Annotated in this window: 27 protein-coding genes and 1 tRNA gene; 9 read left to right on the top strand and 19 right to left on the bottom strand. The window is 67.9% G+C overall.

The window, feature by feature from the left end:
* Positions 1–80 precede the first annotated feature (80 nt).
* From ACQY9S_RS19135 to ACQY9S_RS19150, 4 genes are all read left to right on the top strand, one after another.
* Positions 81–1,082: a DNA-directed RNA polymerase subunit alpha gene (locus tag ACQY9S_RS19135; RefSeq protein WP_428421898.1), complete on the top strand. Its 1,002-nt coding sequence runs from the start codon at positions 81–83 to the stop codon at positions 1,080–1,082.
* A gap of 125 nt (positions 1,083–1,207) precedes the next feature.
* Positions 1,208–1,603 carry a 50S ribosomal protein L17 gene (gene rplQ / locus ACQY9S_RS19140; protein ID WP_428421900.1) on the top strand — a complete coding sequence of 132 codons (396 nt, stop codon included), beginning with the start codon at positions 1,208–1,210 and terminating at the stop codon, positions 1,601–1,603.
* A gap of 295 nt (positions 1,604–1,898) precedes the next feature.
* On the top strand, positions 1,899–3,761 hold the full coding sequence (dsbD, locus tag ACQY9S_RS19145; RefSeq protein ID WP_428425824.1) for a protein-disulfide reductase DsbD: 1,863 nt from the start codon (positions 1,899–1,901) through the stop codon (positions 3,759–3,761).
* Between the two features lie 44 nt (positions 3,762–3,805).
* Positions 3,806–3,882 (top strand) — tRNA-Met (locus ACQY9S_RS19150).
* On the opposite strand, the gene ACQY9S_RS19155 is transcribed toward ACQY9S_RS19150, so the two are convergent.
* From ACQY9S_RS19155 to ACQY9S_RS19235, 17 genes are all read right to left on the bottom strand, one after another.
* Entirely contained in the window at positions 3,839–5,455 is a 1,617-nt protein-coding gene (locus ACQY9S_RS19155) for a recombinase family protein (protein ID WP_428425826.1), read from the bottom strand. The two genes, ACQY9S_RS19150 and ACQY9S_RS19155, sit on opposite strands and share 44 nt — an antisense overlap.
* 113 nt (positions 5,456–5,568) lie before the next feature.
* Entirely contained in the window at positions 5,569–5,760 is a 192-nt protein-coding gene (locus ACQY9S_RS19160; protein ID WP_428421902.1) for a hypothetical protein, read from the bottom strand.
* The gene (locus tag ACQY9S_RS19165; RefSeq protein ID WP_428421904.1) at positions 5,757–6,203 is read right to left on the bottom strand and encodes a hypothetical protein; all 447 of its coding nucleotides are present in this window, start codon (positions 6,201–6,203) and stop codon (positions 5,757–5,759) included. The genes ACQY9S_RS19160 and ACQY9S_RS19165 overlap by 4 nt, the downstream gene beginning before the upstream one ends.
* Position 6,204: 1 nt before the next feature.
* Complete coding sequence (locus ACQY9S_RS19170) at positions 6,205–6,393, bottom strand: hypothetical protein (protein ID WP_428421905.1); 189 nt, start codon at positions 6,391–6,393, stop codon at positions 6,205–6,207.
* Positions 6,390–8,099 carry a ParB/RepB/Spo0J family partition protein gene (locus ACQY9S_RS19175; protein ID WP_428421907.1) on the bottom strand — a complete coding sequence of 570 codons (1,710 nt, stop codon included), beginning with the start codon at positions 8,097–8,099 and terminating at the stop codon, positions 6,390–6,392. Before ACQY9S_RS19175 ends, ACQY9S_RS19170 begins: the two co-directional genes overlap by 4 nt.
* Positions 8,100–8,114: 15 nt before the next feature.
* On the bottom strand, positions 8,115–9,206 hold the full coding sequence (locus tag ACQY9S_RS19180; RefSeq protein ID WP_428421909.1) for an RNA-directed DNA polymerase: 1,092 nt from the start codon (positions 9,204–9,206) through the stop codon (positions 8,115–8,117).
* A gap of 281 nt (positions 9,207–9,487) precedes the next feature.
* Complete coding sequence (locus ACQY9S_RS19185) at positions 9,488–9,856, bottom strand: four helix bundle protein (RefSeq protein ID WP_428421911.1); 369 nt, start codon at positions 9,854–9,856, stop codon at positions 9,488–9,490.
* A 19-nt stretch (positions 9,857–9,875) separates the two neighbouring features.
* Positions 9,876–10,367: a hypothetical protein gene (locus tag ACQY9S_RS19190; protein ID WP_428421913.1), complete on the bottom strand. Its 492-nt coding sequence runs from the start codon at positions 10,365–10,367 to the stop codon at positions 9,876–9,878.
* A gap of 35 nt (positions 10,368–10,402) precedes the next feature.
* Complete coding sequence (locus ACQY9S_RS19195) at positions 10,403–11,008, bottom strand: hypothetical protein (protein WP_428421915.1); 606 nt, start codon at positions 11,006–11,008, stop codon at positions 10,403–10,405.
* Positions 11,005–11,637: a hypothetical protein gene (locus tag ACQY9S_RS19200; RefSeq protein WP_428421916.1), complete on the bottom strand. Its 633-nt coding sequence runs from the start codon at positions 11,635–11,637 to the stop codon at positions 11,005–11,007. The genes ACQY9S_RS19195 and ACQY9S_RS19200 overlap by 4 nt, the downstream gene beginning before the upstream one ends.
* Positions 11,634–12,194 (bottom strand): hypothetical protein, encoded by a 561-nt coding sequence (locus ACQY9S_RS19205; protein WP_428421918.1) that lies wholly within the window; start codon positions 12,192–12,194, stop codon positions 11,634–11,636. Before ACQY9S_RS19205 ends, ACQY9S_RS19200 begins: the two co-directional genes overlap by 4 nt.
* Positions 12,191–12,550, bottom strand: coding sequence for a hypothetical protein (locus tag ACQY9S_RS19210; RefSeq protein ID WP_428421919.1), 360 nt, complete (start codon positions 12,548–12,550; stop codon positions 12,191–12,193). The genes ACQY9S_RS19205 and ACQY9S_RS19210 overlap by 4 nt, the downstream gene beginning before the upstream one ends.
* Complete coding sequence (locus tag ACQY9S_RS19215) at positions 12,550–12,984, bottom strand: hypothetical protein (protein WP_428421921.1); 435 nt, start codon at positions 12,982–12,984, stop codon at positions 12,550–12,552. The genes ACQY9S_RS19210 and ACQY9S_RS19215 overlap by 1 nt, the downstream gene beginning before the upstream one ends.
* Positions 12,981–13,421, bottom strand: a complete 441-nt coding sequence (locus ACQY9S_RS19220; protein ID WP_428421922.1) for a hypothetical protein — start codon at positions 13,419–13,421, stop codon at positions 12,981–12,983. Before ACQY9S_RS19220 ends, ACQY9S_RS19215 begins: the two co-directional genes overlap by 4 nt.
* Positions 13,418–13,558: a hypothetical protein gene (locus ACQY9S_RS19225; RefSeq protein ID WP_428421924.1), complete on the bottom strand. Its 141-nt coding sequence runs from the start codon at positions 13,556–13,558 to the stop codon at positions 13,418–13,420. The genes ACQY9S_RS19220 and ACQY9S_RS19225 overlap by 4 nt, the downstream gene beginning before the upstream one ends.
* A gap of 31 nt (positions 13,559–13,589) precedes the next feature.
* Entirely contained in the window at positions 13,590–13,964 is a 375-nt protein-coding gene (locus ACQY9S_RS19230) for a hypothetical protein (RefSeq protein WP_428421925.1), read from the bottom strand.
* Positions 13,961–14,164 (bottom strand): hypothetical protein, encoded by a 204-nt coding sequence (locus ACQY9S_RS19235; protein ID WP_428421927.1) that lies wholly within the window; start codon positions 14,162–14,164, stop codon positions 13,961–13,963. The genes ACQY9S_RS19230 and ACQY9S_RS19235 overlap by 4 nt, the downstream gene beginning before the upstream one ends.
* Positions 14,165–14,281: 117 nt before the next feature.
* Between ACQY9S_RS19235 and ACQY9S_RS19240 the strand changes: the two genes are divergently transcribed.
* Entirely contained in the window at positions 14,282–15,010 is a 729-nt protein-coding gene (locus tag ACQY9S_RS19240; RefSeq protein WP_428421928.1) for a hypothetical protein, read from the top strand.
* Here the strand turns inward: ACQY9S_RS19240 and ACQY9S_RS19245 are convergent, their stop codons facing one another.
* Entirely contained in the window at positions 15,011–15,607 is a 597-nt protein-coding gene (locus tag ACQY9S_RS19245; RefSeq protein ID WP_428421929.1) for a LexA family protein, read from the bottom strand. It abuts the gene before it with no gap.
* A gap of 161 nt (positions 15,608–15,768) precedes the next feature.
* Between ACQY9S_RS19245 and ACQY9S_RS19250 the strand changes: the two genes are divergently transcribed.
* The gene (locus tag ACQY9S_RS19250; RefSeq protein WP_428421931.1) at positions 15,769–15,999 is read left to right on the top strand and encodes a helix-turn-helix domain-containing protein; all 231 of its coding nucleotides are present in this window, start codon (positions 15,769–15,771) and stop codon (positions 15,997–15,999) included.
* Position 16,000: 1 nt separating this feature from the next.
* Entirely contained in the window at positions 16,001–16,180 is a 180-nt protein-coding gene (locus tag ACQY9S_RS19255; RefSeq protein WP_428421933.1) for a hypothetical protein, read from the top strand.
* Here the strand turns inward: ACQY9S_RS19255 and ACQY9S_RS19260 are convergent.
* The gene (locus tag ACQY9S_RS19260) at positions 16,161–16,355 is read right to left on the bottom strand and encodes a hypothetical protein (RefSeq protein ID WP_428421935.1); all 195 of its coding nucleotides are present in this window, start codon (positions 16,353–16,355) and stop codon (positions 16,161–16,163) included. The genes ACQY9S_RS19255 and ACQY9S_RS19260 overlap by 20 nt on opposite strands.
* A 153-nt stretch (positions 16,356–16,508) precedes the next feature.
* On the opposite strand from ACQY9S_RS19260, the gene ACQY9S_RS19265 reads away from it, so the two are divergent.
* Together ACQY9S_RS19265 and ACQY9S_RS19270 are read left to right on the top strand one after the other, a co-directional pair.
* Positions 16,509–16,883 (top strand): helix-turn-helix domain-containing protein, encoded by a 375-nt coding sequence (locus ACQY9S_RS19265; RefSeq protein ID WP_428421937.1) that lies wholly within the window; start codon positions 16,509–16,511, stop codon positions 16,881–16,883.
* The gene (locus tag ACQY9S_RS19270) at positions 16,880–17,176 is read left to right on the top strand and encodes a hypothetical protein (protein WP_428421939.1); all 297 of its coding nucleotides are present in this window, start codon (positions 16,880–16,882) and stop codon (positions 17,174–17,176) included. The genes ACQY9S_RS19265 and ACQY9S_RS19270 overlap by 4 nt, the downstream gene beginning before the upstream one ends.
* The last annotated feature ends 23 nt before the right edge of the window (positions 17,177–17,199 follow it).

Genomic DNA, 17,199 nt, shown 5'->3' on the forward strand with positions numbered 1-17,199 from the left:
GTCGCTGCCAAGCGCGTCGTCTCCGGTGCTCCATCAGCCTTATCGGTGTAACGAGCCGAGGGTAGTGACAGGAAGACCTGATGCAAACCAATCTGCTGAAGCCCAAAGCCATCAACGTCGAGCCGCTGAGCGCCGCCAAGGGCGCCCACCGTGCCAAGGTCACGCTCGAGCCCTTCGAGCGCGGCTACGGTCACACGCTGGGCAATGCCCTGCGTCGCGTGCTGCTGTCGTCGATGGTGGGTTACGCGCCGACCGAAGTCACGATCGCCGGCGTGCTGCACGAGTACTCCGCGATCGACGGCGTTCAGGAAGACGTGGTCCACGTCATGCTGAATCTCAAGGGCGTGGTGTTCCGTCTGCACAACCGCGATGAAGTCACGCTGGTGCTGCGCAAGGAAGGCGAAGGCCCGGTGAAGGCCGGCGACATCCAGACCCCGCACGACGTCGAGATCATCAACCCCGATCACGTGATCACGCACTTGTCGCAAGGCGGCAAGCTCGACATGCAGATCAAGGTCGAGAAGGGTCGCGGCTACGTGCCGGGCACGATGCGTCGCTTTGGCGACGAGCCGACCAAGTCGATCGGCCGCATCGTCCTCGACGCCTCCTTTTCGCCGGTGCGCCGCGTCAGCTACACGGTCGAGAGCGCCCGCGTCGAGCAGCGCACCGACCTCGACAAGCTGGTGATGGAGATCGAAACCAACGGGGCGATCACGCCCGAAGAAGCGATCCGCGCCTCGGCCAAGATCCTGGTCGAGCAACTCGCCGTGTTCGCGCAGCTCGAAGGCCAGATCGATGGCATGTTCGATCCCCAACCGGTCCAGCGCAGCACGCAGTTCGACCCGATCCTGCTGCGTCCGGTCGACGAGCTCGAGCTCACGGTGCGTTCGGCCAACTGTCTGAAGGCCGAGAACATCTACTACATCGGCGATCTGATCCAGCGCACCGAGACCGAGCTGCTGAAGACCCCGAATCTCGGTCGCAAGTCGCTCAACGAAATCAAGGAAGTGCTGGCTTCGCGCGGTCTGACGCTGGGCGGGCGGCTGGAGAACTGGCCGCCGCAAGGGCTCGACAAGCGATAAGCCAACCGAGGAAGGGCGGCGCCAAGCGCCGTCATCGTATGGGAGCCGCCCGGCGGCTACCCGGTGCACCCGGCAGTACCTGATACGGCTGCTGGTCTACAAGCAAGCAAGGAAAGGAAAGCACCATGCGTCACCGTCACGGACTTCGCAAACTCAACCGCACTTCGGCGCACCGCCTCGCGATGTTGCGCAACATGGCCAACTCGCTGATCCAGAGCGAAGCCATCAAGACCACCGTGCCGAAGGCCAAGGAACTGCGCCGCGTCGTCGAGCCGCTGATCACGCTGGCCAAGGAGCCGACGCTGGCCAACCGCCGCCTCGCCTTCGACCGCACGCGCGATCGCGATGTCGTCGCCAAGCTGTTCAACGACCTCGGCCCGCGCTACAAGGCGCGCCCAGGCGGCTACACCCGCATCCTGAAAATGGGTTTTCGCGTCGGCGACAACGCACCGATGGCCTTCGTCGAACTCGTCGACCGTCCTGAGCCTGCGACCGAAGCGCCGGCCGAAAAGGCCGAGTAAGCGCAAGCCCCCACCATGGCGCGCGGTAGCCTCGCAGGCGCCGCGAGCAGGTGTTCGGCTGCAGTGCCGGCGACTTTGCTCCCCTGCTTTGCAAGGCCAGCATTCGTGCTGGCTTTCGTGTTTTCAGACGGAGCTTCTCGGGGATTTTCCGCATGGGGGAACTGGCTTCTCCGTCGCGGATCGGACGCACAGGCCTTCACGCTGGCTGCAAGGGTTCGCCGAAGCGCTACGCTGTGAGGTCCGCTCACACTCCATCGCTTTTTCTGGCCGACGTGCCCGCATGCCTGTGATCGCCTTGTTCCTGCGCGCCTTGCTGCCGCTGCTGCTGTGCCTGCCGACGCTCGCGGCGGCGGCCGAAGACTTCCTGCCGCCGGAAGAGGCGTTTCGCTTCGACGCCCGCGTCCTCGACGAGCGGGCGGTCGAGATCAGTTTCACCATCGCCGATGGCTACTACCTCTACCGCGAGCCGTTCAAGTTCGTCGCCGAGGACGGCGCGGTCACGCTCGAGCCCGCACAGATTCCTCCCGGCAAGATCAAGTTCGACGAGACCTTCCAGAAGGACGTCGAGACCTACCGCGGCCGCCTGGCGATCCGTTTGCCGGTCAGTGCCGCGCCGGCGTCGTTCCGGCTGCTCGTCACGAGCCAGGGCTGTGCCGATCAAGGCCTGTGCTACCCGCCGATGCAAAGCGTGGCCGAGGTGCGGCTCGCGGGTTTTGGCGGCGACGGCAGCGTGCGGGTTCAGGCACTGGGCGGTACGTTCGCCGGATTGACGGCGCCGCACTCGACGGCGGCAGCCGGGGCCACGCGGGCGTCCAGCGGTGACACCGGTATCGACGGCGCGCTGCGCAGCGGCCGCTTCTGGATCGTGGTCGGCGTGTTCTTCGTGGCCGGCCTGCTGCTGTCGTTCACGCCCTGTGTGCTGCCGATGCTGCCGATCCTGTCGTCGCTCATCATCGGCAAGAGGGGGCACGCTGTCGCGCGCTCGCGCGGCCTGCTGCTCGCAGGTACCTATTCGCTCGGCATGGCGCTGATCTACACCGCGCTCGGTGTTGCTGCCGGGCTGGCCGGCGAAGGTTTGGCGGCGGCCCTTCAGAACGCATGGGTGCTGAGCGGGTTCGCTTTGCTGCTGGCGGTGCTGGCACTTTCGATGTTCGGTGCCTATGAGTTGCAGTTGCCGGCAGCGTGGCGCGAGCGGTTTACCGCCTCGTCGAACCGGCTGCACGGCGGGCAATTGGCCGGCGTGTTCGCGATGGGGGGGCTGTCGGCGCTGATCGTCAGCCCCTGCGTGGCCGCGCCGCTGGCGGGCGCCCTGCTGTACATCAGCCAGACGCGCGACGTGCTGCTCGGCGGCACGGCGCTGTTCTCCCTGGCCGCCGGCATGAGCCTGCCGCTGCTGCTGCTCGGGGCGTCGGCCGGCGCGCTGCTGCCGCGTGCCGGGGCGTGGATGGAGGGCGTCAAGCGTCTCTTCGGCATGCTGCTGCTGGCGGTCGCGTGGTGGACGCTCGGTCCGGTGTTGCCCGCGTCGCTGGCGATCGCCGGCTGGGGCGTGTTGTTGATCGGTGCGGCCACCTTCCTCCATGCGTTCGACCGCCTGCCCGACACCGCGGGTGCGGCCCTGCGGCTGGGCAAGACGGCGGGGCTCGCACTGGCCGTCGCAGGCGCAGCGCAGATCGTCGGCGCCGCCGCCGGGGCGCGCGACGCGCTGCAACCGCTGCAACCCTTCGTGCGCGCGGGCAGCGCGTCCTCGCTGGCAACGTCGCTGTCTGCGCCGGTCGACCGCAGCGCGGGCTTGCCTGCCGGCGAAGGCGTGAGCTTCCGACGCATCGCTTCGGTCGAGGAACTCGATGCCGCCGTCGGCAGCGCGGGCCGGCCGGTGATGCTCGATTTCTATGCGGACTGGTGCGTGAGTTGCAAGGAAATGGAGCGCTTCACGTTCAGCGATCCGGCCATCAGCGCGCGGCTGCGCCAGGCCTTGCTGCTGCAGGCCGATGTCACGCGCAACAGTGATGCCGATCGCGCGCTGCTCAAACGCTTTCGACTCTTCGGACCGCCCGGGATCGTGTTCTTCGACGCCAGAGGCCGCGAACTCGAGACGCGTGTGATCGGCTTCCAGAACGCCGAGCGTTTCCAGCAGAGCCTGCAGTCGGCAGGCCTGTGAGCCGCTGCAAAGGTGCTTCGACGTGTTATACTTTCAGTCTCAGTCGCGGGGTGGAGCAGTCTGGTAGCTCGTTGGGCTCATAACCCAAAGGTCGCAGGTTCAAATCCTGTCCCCGCAACCACTTCCGGAGACTCGCCGACAGCTGCAAGTAGCAGCCGCTCGGCGGGCTCATCAAGGTCGGCGAAGGTCTCGCCGGTCTCTGCATCCCTCCCAATCGTCACCTGGCCCAGCATCTCGGCCAGCAGCTGCCGTGTCCGGTCGCGGTCGCTGTCCTCCTCGAGCACGGTCTGCAGCTGCATGACCAGGCGGCGGTAGCGCGTCGTCACATCGTCGAGCACGCGGGCTTGTGGTGGCGCCTGCACAGTCTGCAGGTGCACCTCGAGCTGTGCGCGCTCGGCCTCGGCCGCCGCCAGGCGCTGCTGTAGCGCCTGGCTGAGCCCCACGGCCGCCACCGCATCGATCAGGTGCGAGATCTCGCCAGTGAGGACCTGCAGCCGCTTGCGTGCGGACTCGCTTCCGACCGAGGCTTGCCGCTGCGCATTGGCCATCAGCGCTCGCACCGCCGTCTGCAGCTCGGCCAGCGTCGATGGTGCGAGCAGCTCGCTGCGCAACTCGGCCACCAGACGCTTGTCGACCACCTTGCGCGGCACGGTGAGCGCACTGGTGCAGACAGCGGCCCCTCGGTCGCGGTGCACGTTGCAGCCGTAGCGCTGGCTGTTGATGGCCACCATCGGGCCGCCGCACGCATGGCAGCGCAGCAGCCCGCCGAACAGCGTTTTCGGCACGGCGCCGCGGCCGGTGCGTGTGCCTCGTGCCGGGCCGCATCGCACGCGCGTGCGCACACGCTGCCACAGCTCTGCGCTCACGATGCGCAGCTCGGGCTCCTCGCGCACCTGCCACTCTTCGGCGGGGCGCTCGACGTAGCGGCGTGCGCCGGTGTCCGGGTCTTTGAGCCATTGGCGGCGATTCCACACAACGCGGCCGATGTACAGCTCGTTGTTGAGCATGCCCAGACCCTTGGCGCTGCTGCCCTGCAGTGCACTCACTGCCCAGGTGCCGCCGCGCGCGCTGGCCAGGCCTCGGTCGTTGAGCTGGTGCACGATGGCGCGCACGCTGTGCCCATCGGCGAACAGTTCGAACACCTCGCGCACGATGGCGGCCTCGGTCTCGTCGATGGTCAGGCGCCGGCCGCCGGCGGCGTCGACGCTGCGGTAGCCGTAGCTTCGGCCGCCGGCGCTGAAGCCGCGGTCGACCTGGCCAGCGAGGCCGCGGTGGGTTTTCTCGCGCAGGTCGTCGAGGTACAGCTCGTTGACCAGGCCGCGCGCGATGCGCATCACCTTGCGTCCGCGCGCGGCCGTGTCGTAGCCGTCTGCAGTGCCGATGATGCGGATGCCGCGGTGCTCTATGCGCTTGACCAGTTGCTCGGCCTCGCCAATCTCGCGACTGAGCCGGTCCAGGCCCTCGACGATCAGCACGTCAAACCGGCCGGCCAGCACGTCGGCCAGCAGGGCCTTGCCTCCGGGCCGCAGGGCGGGCGGTACGGAGCCGCTGATGCCCTCGTCTGCATGGCGGGCCACAACGGGCCAGCCCTCGCGCTCGGCGCGCTCGAGGGCGCCTCGGAGCTGGTCAGCGATCGATGTCTCTCGCTGTTTGTCGGTGCTGTACCTCGCGTAGAGGCATGCGCGCAGGCTCATTGGTACTGTCTCCGGTGGTCTCGGCCAGCGCCTCGCGCACCAGGCGCTCGGCCAGCAGCTTGACCAGCTGCGAGCGGGCGATGGCACGACGATCGGGCGCGGGAGCAATCATGTCATCTCGCCCGCAGCAGCACCCACGGGCCCATATGCCGCACCTCGTCGACCTCGGTGGCCTGCTCCAGCGGCACGTGGTACAGCTCGTGAAATCCCTCGAAACCGGGCACGTGCACGGTGTCGAGCAGCAGGCGAACCTGCACGCCCTGCGGCATGGCCTGCAGCTCGCGGATGAGGTCGGCGACGGTCATGCTGCCTCCCTGGCCGCGCACTCGGCCGACATCTGCTCGACCCGGCGCTCCGACCACTCGGCCGCGGCGATCGCGGCGGGGCGGTCGACCAAGCGGGCCAACTGGTCCATGACGTCGACGCCGGCCTTTGCGAGTTGGTACTGCGGGCCGCTGAAACCGATCTTGCGGGTGGTCTGGTAGCGGTGCAGCACGTCGGTGGCCAGGTCGAGCTGCTGGCGCATCTCGGTCAGGCCTACGCCCAGGACCTCGGCGACGCGGCTCCAGGTGAGCACGCCGCCGGCCCACTGCCACAGCGTGCTCTCGTCGGCCTGGCCGCGGGAGATCACGTCGAGGTTGACCAGGTGGCACAGCGCCAGGTCACGCACCTGGTCGTCGCCGAGCTTGGGGCGCAGGCCGCGCGGTGGCACGGGCACGATGGGGCGGCGGTGGCAGCGTTTGCGCATGTCAGCCCTTCGCGGTGGCGCGTTCCCAGATCTCGTCGAGCTTGGCGGTCTGCTTCAGCGAGAGCGCGCGACCCTCGGCGAGTTGGCGCTTGATCGAGTCGAGGAACTGGGCATCCCACTCGGACAGGCGCGCCTCGCGTGCCTCGCAGTCCTCGATGAGCTGCAGGTACTCGGAGGTCCAGTCGGTCATTGCTCGGTCTCCTCGAGCAGCTCGCCCTGCGCATCGCTCCCGCCGGCGGAGCCGGCGTCGTCGGTCTGATCTTTGAGCCGCGCAGCGGCGACCACGTCGACGCCGTACATCTGCGCCAGCGCGAGCTTTTCGTCGCGGGCTTTCTCGCCGCTATATTCGACCGGCGCCATCGAGATCGCCATCAACACCATGAAGCGCGCCAGCTCGGCCGGTGTGCAGCGCTCGAATCGTTCCAGGCACCAGGTCTCTTCGTTGTCGTGCGAGTCGGCCTCGGCTGCCGCCTCGAGCTCGGCAGACCAGCCCATTGCGTGCATCACGTCATCAGGCAGGTCTCCGCGGTCCTGAACGATGGAGCGCGCCACGAGCAGCAGCTCGGCCGCTGTGCGCTCCTCCTGTGCCGCGGCGGCCTCCATGATCGATTGCTGCACGAGGCTCCAGGCGGGCAGCGCGACGGCGCGCTCCTCGGGCGTACGCGTGTCAAGCTCCCTCGGGAACGGCCACGCCATTCCCGGTTGCGCCCCCTCTCGCGCTTGCGCAGCCGTGGACGGGGTAGGCCCGTCGATGTTCACGCCCAGGATGCCCAGGACCTGGGCGCACTGCTCGGCGGTGAGCACGTCGAGTGTTTGGCTCTCGTCGTATGGGTCGACCAGCAGCGCGGGTTTTGGTGCCTTCTTGCCGATGCGCTCCAGCGCCTCGCGCCATGTCACGAAGCGCGAGTCTTCTTCCTCGGGCCCCGCCTCATCGAAGGCATCCTGGTCGAGGTGCTCATAGCCCTGCAGATGGTCATACCTGTGCGGCTTCACGGCCTTGGCCGCATCGCCGTCGATCACCATGCGGCCCGCCTTGCGCGCCGCGGCGATGGCCTTCAGCGCGTGCGCTTGCACCTTGGTCTTGTAGCACTCGGTATCGGTGCAGGTGTCGGGCTCCAGGTCGGTCGACAGGTCGGGGTCGTTGCCCGCGCGCTTCGGGCACGCTGTGCAGGCGCCTGCAAGTGCAGCGAGCTTGGCATCGGCCGGATCGAATGGCGCGCCCTCGAGCGCGATGGTGAACCTCGAGAACTCGTGCTTGGCCTGGCGATCGCTGATCCAGCCGGATTGCTTGTTTGCCTGCAGGTCGAAGTCGTAGGTCATCACGCGCGCCTTCTCAAGCGCAGCCTTCTGCAGCTTGTGCGATGGGATGCGCGCAATGCGCGTGCCGATCTCGCCGCCCAGGCCGCCCGTGAGGCAGGCCTCGCGCACCTCGGGCGCCGCACTGGCCAGGCGGATGCGGCCGTAGACGTAGCTGCGGCTCTTGCCGGTGCGTTTGACCAGGTCCTCGACCTTGACCTTGTGCACGCTGGCCAGCTCGGCCAGGCCGTCGGCCTCCTCGATCGGGTTCACGTCTTTTCGGTGCAGGTTCTCATGGATCTGCGCGACGCGCACCTGCTCGTCGTCGAGATCTCGCACGATGCAGGGGATGTCAAGCAGCTTGGCCAAAAGCGACGCGCGGTACCGGCAATGCCCGACGACGATCTCGTGCGTCACCTGCAGATTGCGCTGGTCGCGGGGCCGGTCGGGTGCAGGGCGCACGATGATCGGATGAATCACGCCCTGGCTGGCAATGCTGAGAGACAGCTCCCCTAGGTAGGCCGCGTCGAACTCGCGGCGGGGGTTGGTCGGGCTCTCGCGCAGGCGGTCGAGCTCGATGCGTGTGATGGTCTCGTCCATACGGTCTCCGGTGGGTCAGGTGGTGCGAAAGCACCGGGTGAGATCGGCCGCCACGCAGTGCCCGCGCCGGCGCACGGCGTTGGCAAGGCGCGCGCGGTCGGCGTGGCTGTGGGTGGCCTGGCGTAGCAGGCCGAAATAGCTGTTGGCGACCACGTGCACCTCGGCCGGGGTCAGTTGCTCCAGGCGGCGCAGGGCGGTGGCCACGGTGCCGCGGCGGGTGCTGCGGTGGCCGGGCTTGATGACGTGGCCCACGAAGTCGACGCCGCGCGCCACGGGCTGCAGGATGGTCTTGCGCGGGTTCAGGTGCGCGCCCAGGCGGTCGGGCAGGAAGGCGCTGATGCGGGTCAGTGCCGCGGTGAGCCAGGCGGCGCTCTCGTGCAGCAACACGAAGTCATCGACATAGCGCACGTAGCGGCGGGCGTGCAGCTGGTGCTTGGCAAACTGGTCCAAGGCATCGAGGTGCACGTTCGCAAAAAACTGCGATGACAGGTTGCCGATCGGCAACCCGGTGTCGGCCGGCGCGTTGAACAGGCTCTTGTGTGGCGGCACGCGGCGCAGCAGCTCGGGCCGGCCGCGCACCTCCACGTCAGCGCGCGGGTCGTGGAACAGGATGGTGTGCGTGAGCTGCAGCCACCAGGCCTCGGCCGGGGCCGAGATCCGCCCGGCCAGCTGGCCGAACAGCGTGGGCTTGTCGATCGCGACGAAGAAGTTCGCCAGGTCGCACTTGAGGTAGTGCGCCGGGCGCTGCCAGTTGTGCGTGACGCCGCGCACGTCGTGCTCCAGGCGCTGGGCGGCGTACAGGGTGCCGCGGCCGGGGATGCAGGCGCAGCTGTTGGCAATGAACCCTGCATGGAAGCGCGGCGCGATGTGGTTGTAGAGCAGGTGGTGGACGATGCGGTCGCGGAACTCGGCGGCCCACACCTCGCGGGGTTTGGGCCGCGTCACCACGAAACAGATCGAGCGGCCCGGCTGGTATGAGCCGTCGATCAGTTCGTCGTATAGCGCGCAGAGGTTGCGCTCGAGGTGGGCCTCGAAGGCAAGCGCGCTGGCGCTGTTCCTCTTGGTGCGCCGGCAGTCTAGATAGGCGACCAGGAGTCGTTCGAACAAGCCTGAATCTGCGGACGGCTCGGGCCCAGGCCTTGGCGCTCTTGATGTTGTTGTTCTGGTTGCCGTTGTTGAAGTTCTGATTCCAGGCGTTGGACTCGGAGTACTGCGTTGCGTCGTGCTATCTACGTCGCCCTGCCGAAGGCTCGCGCCGATCAGTGGGGCAACTGCGCCGGACCGGACCTGCACGCCGGCAGCGGTGTCCGTGGTGCGCATGGCGGTGCCCTCGTGGGGCAGCGGCTCGACCAGATTCAGATCGCGCACGGGCATGAGGGCCTTGACCGTCATGCTGCAGGCGCCTTGTTGCTCAGGGATCTTTTGCGCCACCCGCCGCCCTGCTTGCCGATGCTGTCGAGCAGCAGGATCGCCTTGACCCACAGCGCCGGCGACAGGTGCTGCCCGTCGAAGGTGACGCGCAGCAGGACCTGCGTGGCGTGCAAGTGCGACATCAGCGCGGTGATGTGGGCCGCGCGCTCTTCGCGCTGCGTGGCGTTCGCCATGGCCATGCGCGCGAGCATTTCCATGCAGTGCGACGCGATCTGGTCTCCCAGCGACCGCTTCAGCCCGCGGGGCATCTGCTCTTGCGCTTTGACCGCCAGCGCGAGGAGATCGATGCCCGTCCTGTAGATCGGGAGCTCGGTGTGCAGGGCCATGGCTCAAAGGATCAAAGGACTAAACGGGAAATCTGCGGACGGCCCGGGCCCAGGCCTTGGCGCTCTTGACGTAGCCGTCCTGGTAGCCGTTGCCGAAGTGCTGACCCCAGGCGCCGGACTCGGAGTACTGCTTTCCCAGCCAGTACCACCCGGACGGGTCGAAGCGGTCGCGCAGGTTCGCGGCCAGCAGCAGGCCTTCAATGGGGCTCGCCATCCTGGCGCCGTTGCCCAAGCCGCGGGCCCACGCGACGCTGTCGGCCCAGTCGAGTTTCCCGGGCGGCAGCTCGTCGAGCAGCACGATGTGCCCGTCGGGCTCGTCGTCCTCGGCGCGGGCGATACCGGCGTAGGCGCCGGCTACGTCGGGCCACGCCTGGGCGATGGCGGGCGGCATGGCGAACCCGAGGCGCGACGGTGTCGAGTCGCCGACGCTGGTCAGCACGTCGCTGACGATGCCGCCGGGATCGACGGCGCTGGCGCCGTAGAGGTTGATGGTGAGTCGATTGATGTGCATGAGCGCGTGCTCCGTGGATTGAAGAATTGAAGGATTCAGGTGGTGAGCTGAATCAAGCGGACGGCTCGGGCCCAGGCCTCGGCGCACTCGATGTCGCTGCTCTGGCCGCCGTAGTCGAAGTCCTGACCCCAGGCGCTGGACTCGGAGTACTGCGTGCTGGCCCAGTAGTGGTCGGCCTCGAAGGCCTCAGGCCCGCCGGCGCGGAAATCGGCCACGCTGGTCTGTGCAGGCGCCTGCGATGTGTACGGATAGCCCGGCGGCACGCTGCTCGGGTTGTCGCCATCGCGGAAGGTGCAGTAGTTTTCCTGGGCGGTCGGCTTGAGGTGGCGATAGCCGAGCTCGACCAGGTCGCGGGCTGCGACGACCCAATCGCGCTTGCCGTCGATGTCGAGCGCCAGTGCCCACTGGGCCAGCGGGCTGCCGGCTTCGGCGAGCGCGTGCGTGTTGGCGACACTGTCGACGCAGCTGGTGGCGCCGGGCACGTCGGTGTATTCGGGCAGCCAGATTGCGCGGGACTCGCCGAGCGCCTTCGGTGCCCATGCGAAGGCGAACAGATGCACACCGATGCGGACGGTGCCGCCATAACGGCCGCCCTCGAAGGGCGCGCCCAGCTCGGGCAGCAGGATGGAGTGAGAGGTCATTGAGGGTCTCCGGGTTGTGCGCTGTTGCGCCGGGTTGAAAGCTCGGTCACCTGCAGGTCGCGGGCGAACTCGAGTTCGTGAAAGCGGTCAAGGAACCGGTCGCGCCAGAACTCCCAGTCGTGGGCGGCGCGCTCGGGCGTGTCCAGGCGCACCCAGTCGACGGGCTCGACGGCGTGCAGCACGGCCCACCGCGTGGGCGTGGGCTGCATGAGGTCGCGCCGCTCGGTGGCCAGTGCCATCAGATCGGCGCGGTGGATCTGCGCGTGATAGGCCTGGGTCGGGGTGACGATCGAGAAGCAGCGCTGCACCAGCGTCGACCAGCGCGTCTCCCAGTGGTACCAGGCCTCGCCGATCACGCGCTTGCCGGGGGTGTGCATGTCGCCGGAGGCGAACTCGTGCGCGTCGTGCATTAGCGCGGCGAGCAGGCCGTGCACGTTCAGACCCATTTCGCGCTCGCAGATCTCGCACACGAGCAGCGAGTGCTCGGCCACGCTGTAGGGGCGCAGCGCGTGGCCGTTGAAACGGTTGATCTGCGCCAGGCTCCAGGCGATCGACCAGATGGTGATGTGGCCCGGCGCGGGCGTGCGCACGTCGAGCTCGTCGGCGCCGGCGGTGACGATGAAGGTCATGTCGTCACCTCGTGCGCCTGCAGCGTTTCCATCACCCAGGGGCCACGCACGCCGGCGCTGAACTCCTCAGCGGCTTCGAGGGCTCCGGCGAGCCGTTGTGCCGGTGTCATGCCCAGGTTGCGTGTGGCGAACAGGGCTCCTTTGGCGAGGTCATCGCCGCAGCCGACGGAGCCGAAGGGCCACACCGACTCCCCCACCTGGAAATCGCTGTCGACGATGAATAGCCGGCCGCGATAGCCCACCAGGAAGCGGCCTCCGGTCTCGGTGTTGTTCTCAACTCTCGCGTATCCGCCTGCCTTGAGCACGTGGCGCAGCGCATCAACGAAGACGGTGACCATGTAACGGTCCGTCGTGATCTTCGGGTCGTGGAGCGGTGGCGCCAGCGAGTAGCCGATCAGCTGGCCCATGCGGAACGACGATGTGAATCCGATCAACATGTCGCCGATGCGGTGGATCTTCCGGTCGCGGCGCACGTGCAGCCCCAGTCCGCCCACGCCAGCCGAGTCGGCGGCCATGTGGACCACGCCGTTTTCAACGATGGCAGCGATGCACGTCATGCCGCCTCCGCCTGCGGCATCGGCACCCACTGCATCAGCGCATGCCCGCAGGCCTGCTGCAGCACCGCGCCCGCGGTCGCGAACTGGTGCCGCAGCGTGTAGCGCACCACGCCCGGCACGTCGCGCGTGTAGGTGGTGGGCAGCTCGTGCTGCAGCGGCGGCCACACGTCGCGCAGGTCGAACACGATCCACGAGCCGTCGTCGAGGCGCAGCGCGCGATTGAACAGGCTGTCTATGCCGTTCGGGCGCACCGGGTGCAGCGCGAGCGTGGTGCCGTCGGGCCAGTCGATCGGGTAGGCCTGCATCAGGACCTCGATGCCGCCGTGGCGGAGGAGGATGCGGTGGTCGGGGGACATCAATGGTCTCCGTGGTTTGCGGTGAGCGGGCGGCCGTCGGCGTCGACGGCCCACAGGTCGATCACGTTGATGAGGCGCAGCACCGACTCGCCGCGCTGCATGGCCGGCTCGATGCCGTAGCCCAGCGCCACCACCTGCACGCCGGCGCGCAGCTGGTGGGCCTTGGTGCTGGCGGCCTGGTGCGTGGCGTTGGGGCAGCCGAGGTCTGGGTAGGCCAGCTCCACCAGCAAGGGCGGCGCCTTGGGGTGGGTGGCGGCGTGCTGCTGCACCAGCGCGCTGATGCGCGGCAGGCCGTTGGTGCAGGTGTAGACCTGCGCATCCCGCAGCAGCACGCCGAGGGCGCCCACCTTGGGCAGCACGTCGGGCTGTGCGGGCGCCTGGACAGGCGGCATGCCGGCGAGCGCGGCCTGAGCGGCGGCGAGTGCGGCGCTCACGACGGCAGGCCCGGCTGCAGATACACGAGCAGCAGCGCGGCGCCCAGCACGGCGCCGAACAGCGCGCCCACCCAGAACAGCCGCGACTCGGCGTCGGCCTTGCCGGCGTAGTAGGCGTGGCGGCGCGACTCGGCCGCCTGCGTGGCCCGTTCCTCCAGGCGCTTCAGCGCGGCGGCGGTGGCCTGCTCGCGGGCATGGAGGGCGCGCGCATCGGTGTCGAGCATGGCCGCGCGCACGGGACTGTCGAGGTACGCGGGCGGGTTGTAGGTCACCAGCGGCGGCGGCTTCGGCCGATCCGGCGGCGGGTTGATGCGGGACCATCCATCGCGCATGAGATCGGACCGGCGCAACTTGGCCAGGCAGTCTCTGACCAGCAGGTCTTCCGCTCCCGGCTCGTCGTCGGGCCGGAAGTCGTCGAGCGGCTGCGGCGGCCTCATCGGCACACCTCGGAGGCGGCGCAGTCCGGCGCCGGCGGCGTGGTGGCGCGGCGGTCGTCGGCTTCCTGGTCTTCGGGGTCGCCACCGCCGCAGGCGGTGAGCAGGGCGCACAGCAGCGCCAGCACGAGGTGCTTCATGGGTTGCTCCAGTGGTGAGGTGGGCGCTGGCTCAGAGGTGCCAGCCGTAGCCCCAGGGGGCTTTCCAGAGGGCCGACGCGGCGAGCGAGAGCGCGAACACGACGGCCCAGATCAGCACCTGGCGGCGGCTGATGGCGTCGTCGGCCATACGCTCGACATTGGCGCGGCGGCGCTGGTAGGCGGCCTCCGCTTCCTCGGGCGTCTCGGCGCGGTGGCGGCACAGGCGTGCGGTGTCGACGTAGGCCGGGCCCTCGGTGGTGTCGAGGGTGGAGGTTGCGGCCTGGGCGACGATGCCGTCGGTGTGGCCCTCGGTGTCGGTCAGGTGGCCCGGCCACCAGCGCCGGGAGTTCGAATCAGAGTTGAGGCTGCCGCTGGTGAAGTGGTAGATCGGCTGGCGGGCGCTCATGCCAGCACCTCGGCCTCGAGCCGCTCGGCGGTGTGGATGGGGCAGCCGGTCAGTGCCCGGGCGGCGCGCTGGGCGTGTTCAGCGTTCGGCGCCTGGACCTGAACGAAGGGCAGCACGCCGGTGTCACAGGCGACCGGAATGCCGTTCCGGTCGAGGGGGGTGAAGTAGCAGCGGTAGCTGCGGTGGTTGCTTGTAGACAATTTGCGCTCCATGCAATTTGTTGTTGCATGGTATGCAACGTCAGAAATTGCGTCAAGCACAAAATTGCACTCAGCCGGCGCCGGCTACCATCTCCGCCGGGAAACAAAGGGGACGGCATGGAGCAAGTGGCGCGGTTCGCGATTCGAATACTCGCGGCAGTGATGGCGTTCGTTGCCGCGATGAGTCTGCTTGCGGCAGTGCTGTCCTTGCAGGATGAGAAAAACGGCGGCCTGCTGATCTTCATCGGACCGGTGGTTTTCTCACTGATCGCGTGGTGTCTCTGGCGCAGGTCAAGCGGCGGCGCCAGTGGCACCGTGAAGACCGCGGCCGACCAGGACCGCCTGATCAGCGAGGCGCGCAGCTATTTCGGTGCTGTCAACGGCGCTGGGGAGTTCCCGAGGGCGCAAGCTGACCGGCTGATCTCGTCGCCCGACGATCCCTTGCTGGCGACCTGCAATGCGAAGTTGTTCGAGGTGTCGGAGGAGCAGGCTCGCAACTATCTCGGCACGAGGGTGATGGTCGGGAAGCTGCCCGTCTACATGGGGCGCTCGGCGGCGCAGAGCCGGGAGGTCTTGCGCCAGGCTTCGGAGGGTGAGCTCGGAATCACGCCCACATCGATCATCTTCAATGGTCCGACCCGATCAGCGATCGTGCAACTCGATCGGATCATCGCTGTCGAGGTGATGAGCGACGGCTTCACTGTGGCCGCGCGGGGGCAGAGCAAACCTGTTGTATTCGTCGTGTCGAATGGTTTGCTGTGGGGCGCCCTGGTGCGCAACCTCGTGCAGATCAAGCTGCAGGGCCGCGCGCTGCCGGTGGGTCAGGAACTGCGGCTCGACGCGTAGTCAACGCACCTTGAACTGCGCCTCGCGCACGACGCCGCAGATCACAGCGTCAGTCGGAAGTTCCACGACCGGGTAGCGCGGATTCAGCGGCGTCAGGTAGAAGCGGCCGCTCTCGCGGGTGAGCTGCTTGAACGTGGCTTCTTCGTCGCCGTTGCAGCGCACGATGACGAAGTCTCCGGTCTTCGCCTCGATGTCAGGCTCGACCATCACGACGATGCCTTCCGGAAAGGTCGGCAGACCGTCGGGGTTGGACATGCTGTTGCCGCGGACTCGAAGAGCGAAGGCGCGTGGGCTCATGGGTTCTTCAGGGGTCACCCAGTCGTCGGCGTCGCCGGGCTGGAAGTTGTCGACGGCCGCGCCCCCGAACCCGCCAAGTACCCAGGAGACGATTGGAATACGTGTGCCAGTCAGCTCCGTCGGCACGACGTTGTATGCACCGTGGTTCGGGTCTTCAATCTCCCGCGCCTGGAAGAGTCCGGCTGCGGTCGTGCGCAGCGCTAGCGCCAGGTAGTCGATCTTGTCGAGCTGCAGGCTGCTGATGTTGCGCTCGAAGCGCGACAGGTTGCCGGCGTCGTAATCCGGGATCTGGTTGGCCACGTCCTCGAGCGTGAGCTTGAGGCTCTTGCGGCGTGCGCGAACAACTTCGCCGAGGGACTTCATGGTCCCGCCATGGTCGGCAGATGTTGCACCCAATGCAAAGCACATGGCGCAAATTTGCTTGGTTGACAGTTTTGCGTACCATGCAAATAATGCGGTCGATGAGAACCCTCGCCGATATTCGCAAAGAGCGCAACCAGCGCTTGCAGGACGTTCAGGCCGCCACCGGAGTCGATCTGACCACGGTATCGCGTATCGAACGCGGGCAGATGCCGCGGTCGGCCGGAAGGGCGAATGCCCTGGCGCGCTTCTACGGCCTGGAACTGGCCAGCTTCTATGCGGCCGTTGCGGCGGGTGGGCAGCCGGCCCCGGCAAGCGCGGAGGTGGCCTGAGATGAACCGCCGACGCGCCAAGAAGCGGGCCGCCGTTCGTTTGCAGCGGGCAATGCTCTTTGCCGTCGCTGCAACGGCGACGGGCGTAGAGCTCACCGTGTTCGGCCGCAGTGGCCACGTCTCGCTGTCTGTGCAGCAGGCTCGCGGCCTGGCTGAGCTGCTCAGTCCGACGCGCCAATGACCGTGATGATCGTGATGACGGTCCCGCGCTTGAGCTTCTTGCGCTTCCTCTGCCCGAGGAAGAGCCCGACCGACTGCAGCAACTCCTGGCGCGAGAGCTTCCGATACGCGCGGACGTTGTACGTCACGTCGGCCGCGGCATCTCGCAGCGTGGTCACCACGCTTGGCATTTCCATGGGCGCTCCTCTGGGTTGCGGTGTGGTGGTCAGAGACCGCAGCGTAGCCCAGGCGGAGCGCCCACCCATTCGTCGGTTCGCGGGGGTCGAAAGAGGCGTTGCGCATGCCGCATTTGTCTCTCGTCGCGAACTGGTATTTCAAGGTGGATGCCGATGAAATTCTTTGATCCCTACACGCTCGACCTCCCGCTGCTCGGCGGCCTGGTGCGGGCTCAGCGCCTTGTCGTGCCGCCGGAGGTCGTCATGAAAATCAGGTCCTACCGCCAGGCCTGCAGGCTGGCCTGGAAGCTGCGCGCCATCCGCAACATGACGCAGCGCACGCTGGCCGAGCACGCTGGCCTGTACCCGTCGCACGTGTCCGACTATTTCAGCGTGCACGACCAGCGCCGCGAGCTGCCGGCCAAGCACATCGCCACGGTGGAGCGCGTGCTCGGCAACACCGTCATCAGCCAGTGGGTGGCGCAGCAGAGCAAGCTGACCATCCTGGAGGAGATGCAGGCCGAGCACCGCCAGCGGAGGCAGGCATGAGGCCCCGCGGCGAGATCCGCCGCGCGCTGGGCGATGCGGCGTGGCAGGTGGCGCGCGAGCACGCAGAGGGCTGCACGTGGCGCGAACTGGCCCAGCGCGCCTGCGTCGGTTTCGACGTTGCTCGCCGCACGGTCGAGAACATGGCCCGTGCCGGCGAGTTGATGGTGTCCGGCACGGTCGCCGCATCCGGCCGCGGGCGGCCGGCGAACCGCTATGTGCCAGCGCACTCACAGGCCCGGTCAACGGGGCCCGAACTCAACGCCGTGATGCGCAGCTGGATCGCCCTGCGCTGACCGACCACAACACCGAGACATTC

It is taken from the genome of Methylibium sp., assembly GCF_965279545.1.
Classification (GTDB): Bacteria; Pseudomonadota; Gammaproteobacteria; order Burkholderiales; family Burkholderiaceae_C; genus Methylibium.

Excerpts from the sequence above, each read along its gene's own strand:
- ACQY9S_RS19135 (WP_428421898.1), top strand. The coding sequence starts at position 81 with ATGCAAACCAATCTGCTGAAGCCCAAAGCCATCAACGTCGAGCCGCTG.
- rplQ (WP_428421900.1), top strand. The coding sequence starts at position 1,208 with ATGCGTCACCGTCACGGACTTCGCAAACTCAACCGCACTTCGGCGCAC.
- ACQY9S_RS19155 (WP_428425826.1), bottom strand. The coding sequence starts at position 5,455 with ATGAGCCTGCGCGCATGCCTCTACGCGAGGTACAGCACCGACAAACAG.
- ACQY9S_RS19160 (WP_428421902.1), bottom strand. The coding sequence starts at position 5,760 with ATGACCGTCGCCGACCTCATCCGCGAGCTGCAGGCCATGCCGCAGGGC.
- ACQY9S_RS19165 (WP_428421904.1), bottom strand. The coding sequence starts at position 6,203 with ATGCGCAAACGCTGCCACCGCCGCCCCATCGTGCCCGTGCCACCGCGC.
- ACQY9S_RS19170 (WP_428421905.1), bottom strand. The coding sequence starts at position 6,393 with ATGACCGACTGGACCTCCGAGTACCTGCAGCTCATCGAGGACTGCGAG.
- ACQY9S_RS19175 (WP_428421907.1), bottom strand. The coding sequence starts at position 8,099 with ATGGACGAGACCATCACACGCATCGAGCTCGACCGCCTGCGCGAGAGC.
- ACQY9S_RS19185 (WP_428421911.1), bottom strand. The coding sequence starts at position 9,856 with ATGGCCCTGCACACCGAGCTCCCGATCTACAGGACGGGCATCGATCTC.
- ACQY9S_RS19190 (WP_428421913.1), bottom strand. The coding sequence starts at position 10,367 with ATGCACATCAATCGACTCACCATCAACCTCTACGGCGCCAGCGCCGTC.
- ACQY9S_RS19195 (WP_428421915.1), bottom strand. The coding sequence starts at position 11,008 with ATGACCTCTCACTCCATCCTGCTGCCCGAGCTGGGCGCGCCCTTCGAG.
- ACQY9S_RS19200 (WP_428421916.1), bottom strand. The coding sequence starts at position 11,637 with ATGACCTTCATCGTCACCGCCGGCGCCGACGAGCTCGACGTGCGCACG.
- ACQY9S_RS19205 (WP_428421918.1), bottom strand. The coding sequence starts at position 12,194 with ATGACGTGCATCGCTGCCATCGTTGAAAACGGCGTGGTCCACATGGCC.
- ACQY9S_RS19210 (WP_428421919.1), bottom strand. The coding sequence starts at position 12,550 with ATGTCCCCCGACCACCGCATCCTCCTCCGCCACGGCGGCATCGAGGTC.
- ACQY9S_RS19220 (WP_428421922.1), bottom strand. The coding sequence starts at position 13,421 with ATGAGGCCGCCGCAGCCGCTCGACGACTTCCGGCCCGACGACGAGCCG.
- ACQY9S_RS19225 (WP_428421924.1), bottom strand. The coding sequence starts at position 13,558 with ATGAAGCACCTCGTGCTGGCGCTGCTGTGCGCCCTGCTCACCGCCTGC.
- ACQY9S_RS19230 (WP_428421925.1), bottom strand. The coding sequence starts at position 13,964 with ATGAGCGCCCGCCAGCCGATCTACCACTTCACCAGCGGCAGCCTCAAC.
- ACQY9S_RS19240 (WP_428421928.1), top strand. The coding sequence starts at position 14,282 with ATGGAGCAAGTGGCGCGGTTCGCGATTCGAATACTCGCGGCAGTGATG.
- ACQY9S_RS19250 (WP_428421931.1), top strand. The coding sequence starts at position 15,769 with ATGAGAACCCTCGCCGATATTCGCAAAGAGCGCAACCAGCGCTTGCAG.
- ACQY9S_RS19255 (WP_428421933.1), top strand. The coding sequence starts at position 16,001 with ATGAACCGCCGACGCGCCAAGAAGCGGGCCGCCGTTCGTTTGCAGCGG.
- ACQY9S_RS19260 (WP_428421935.1), bottom strand. The coding sequence starts at position 16,355 with ATGGAAATGCCAAGCGTGGTGACCACGCTGCGAGATGCCGCGGCCGAC.
- ACQY9S_RS19265 (WP_428421937.1), top strand. The coding sequence starts at position 16,509 with ATGAAATTCTTTGATCCCTACACGCTCGACCTCCCGCTGCTCGGCGGC.
- ACQY9S_RS19270 (WP_428421939.1), top strand. The coding sequence starts at position 16,880 with ATGAGGCCCCGCGGCGAGATCCGCCGCGCGCTGGGCGATGCGGCGTGG.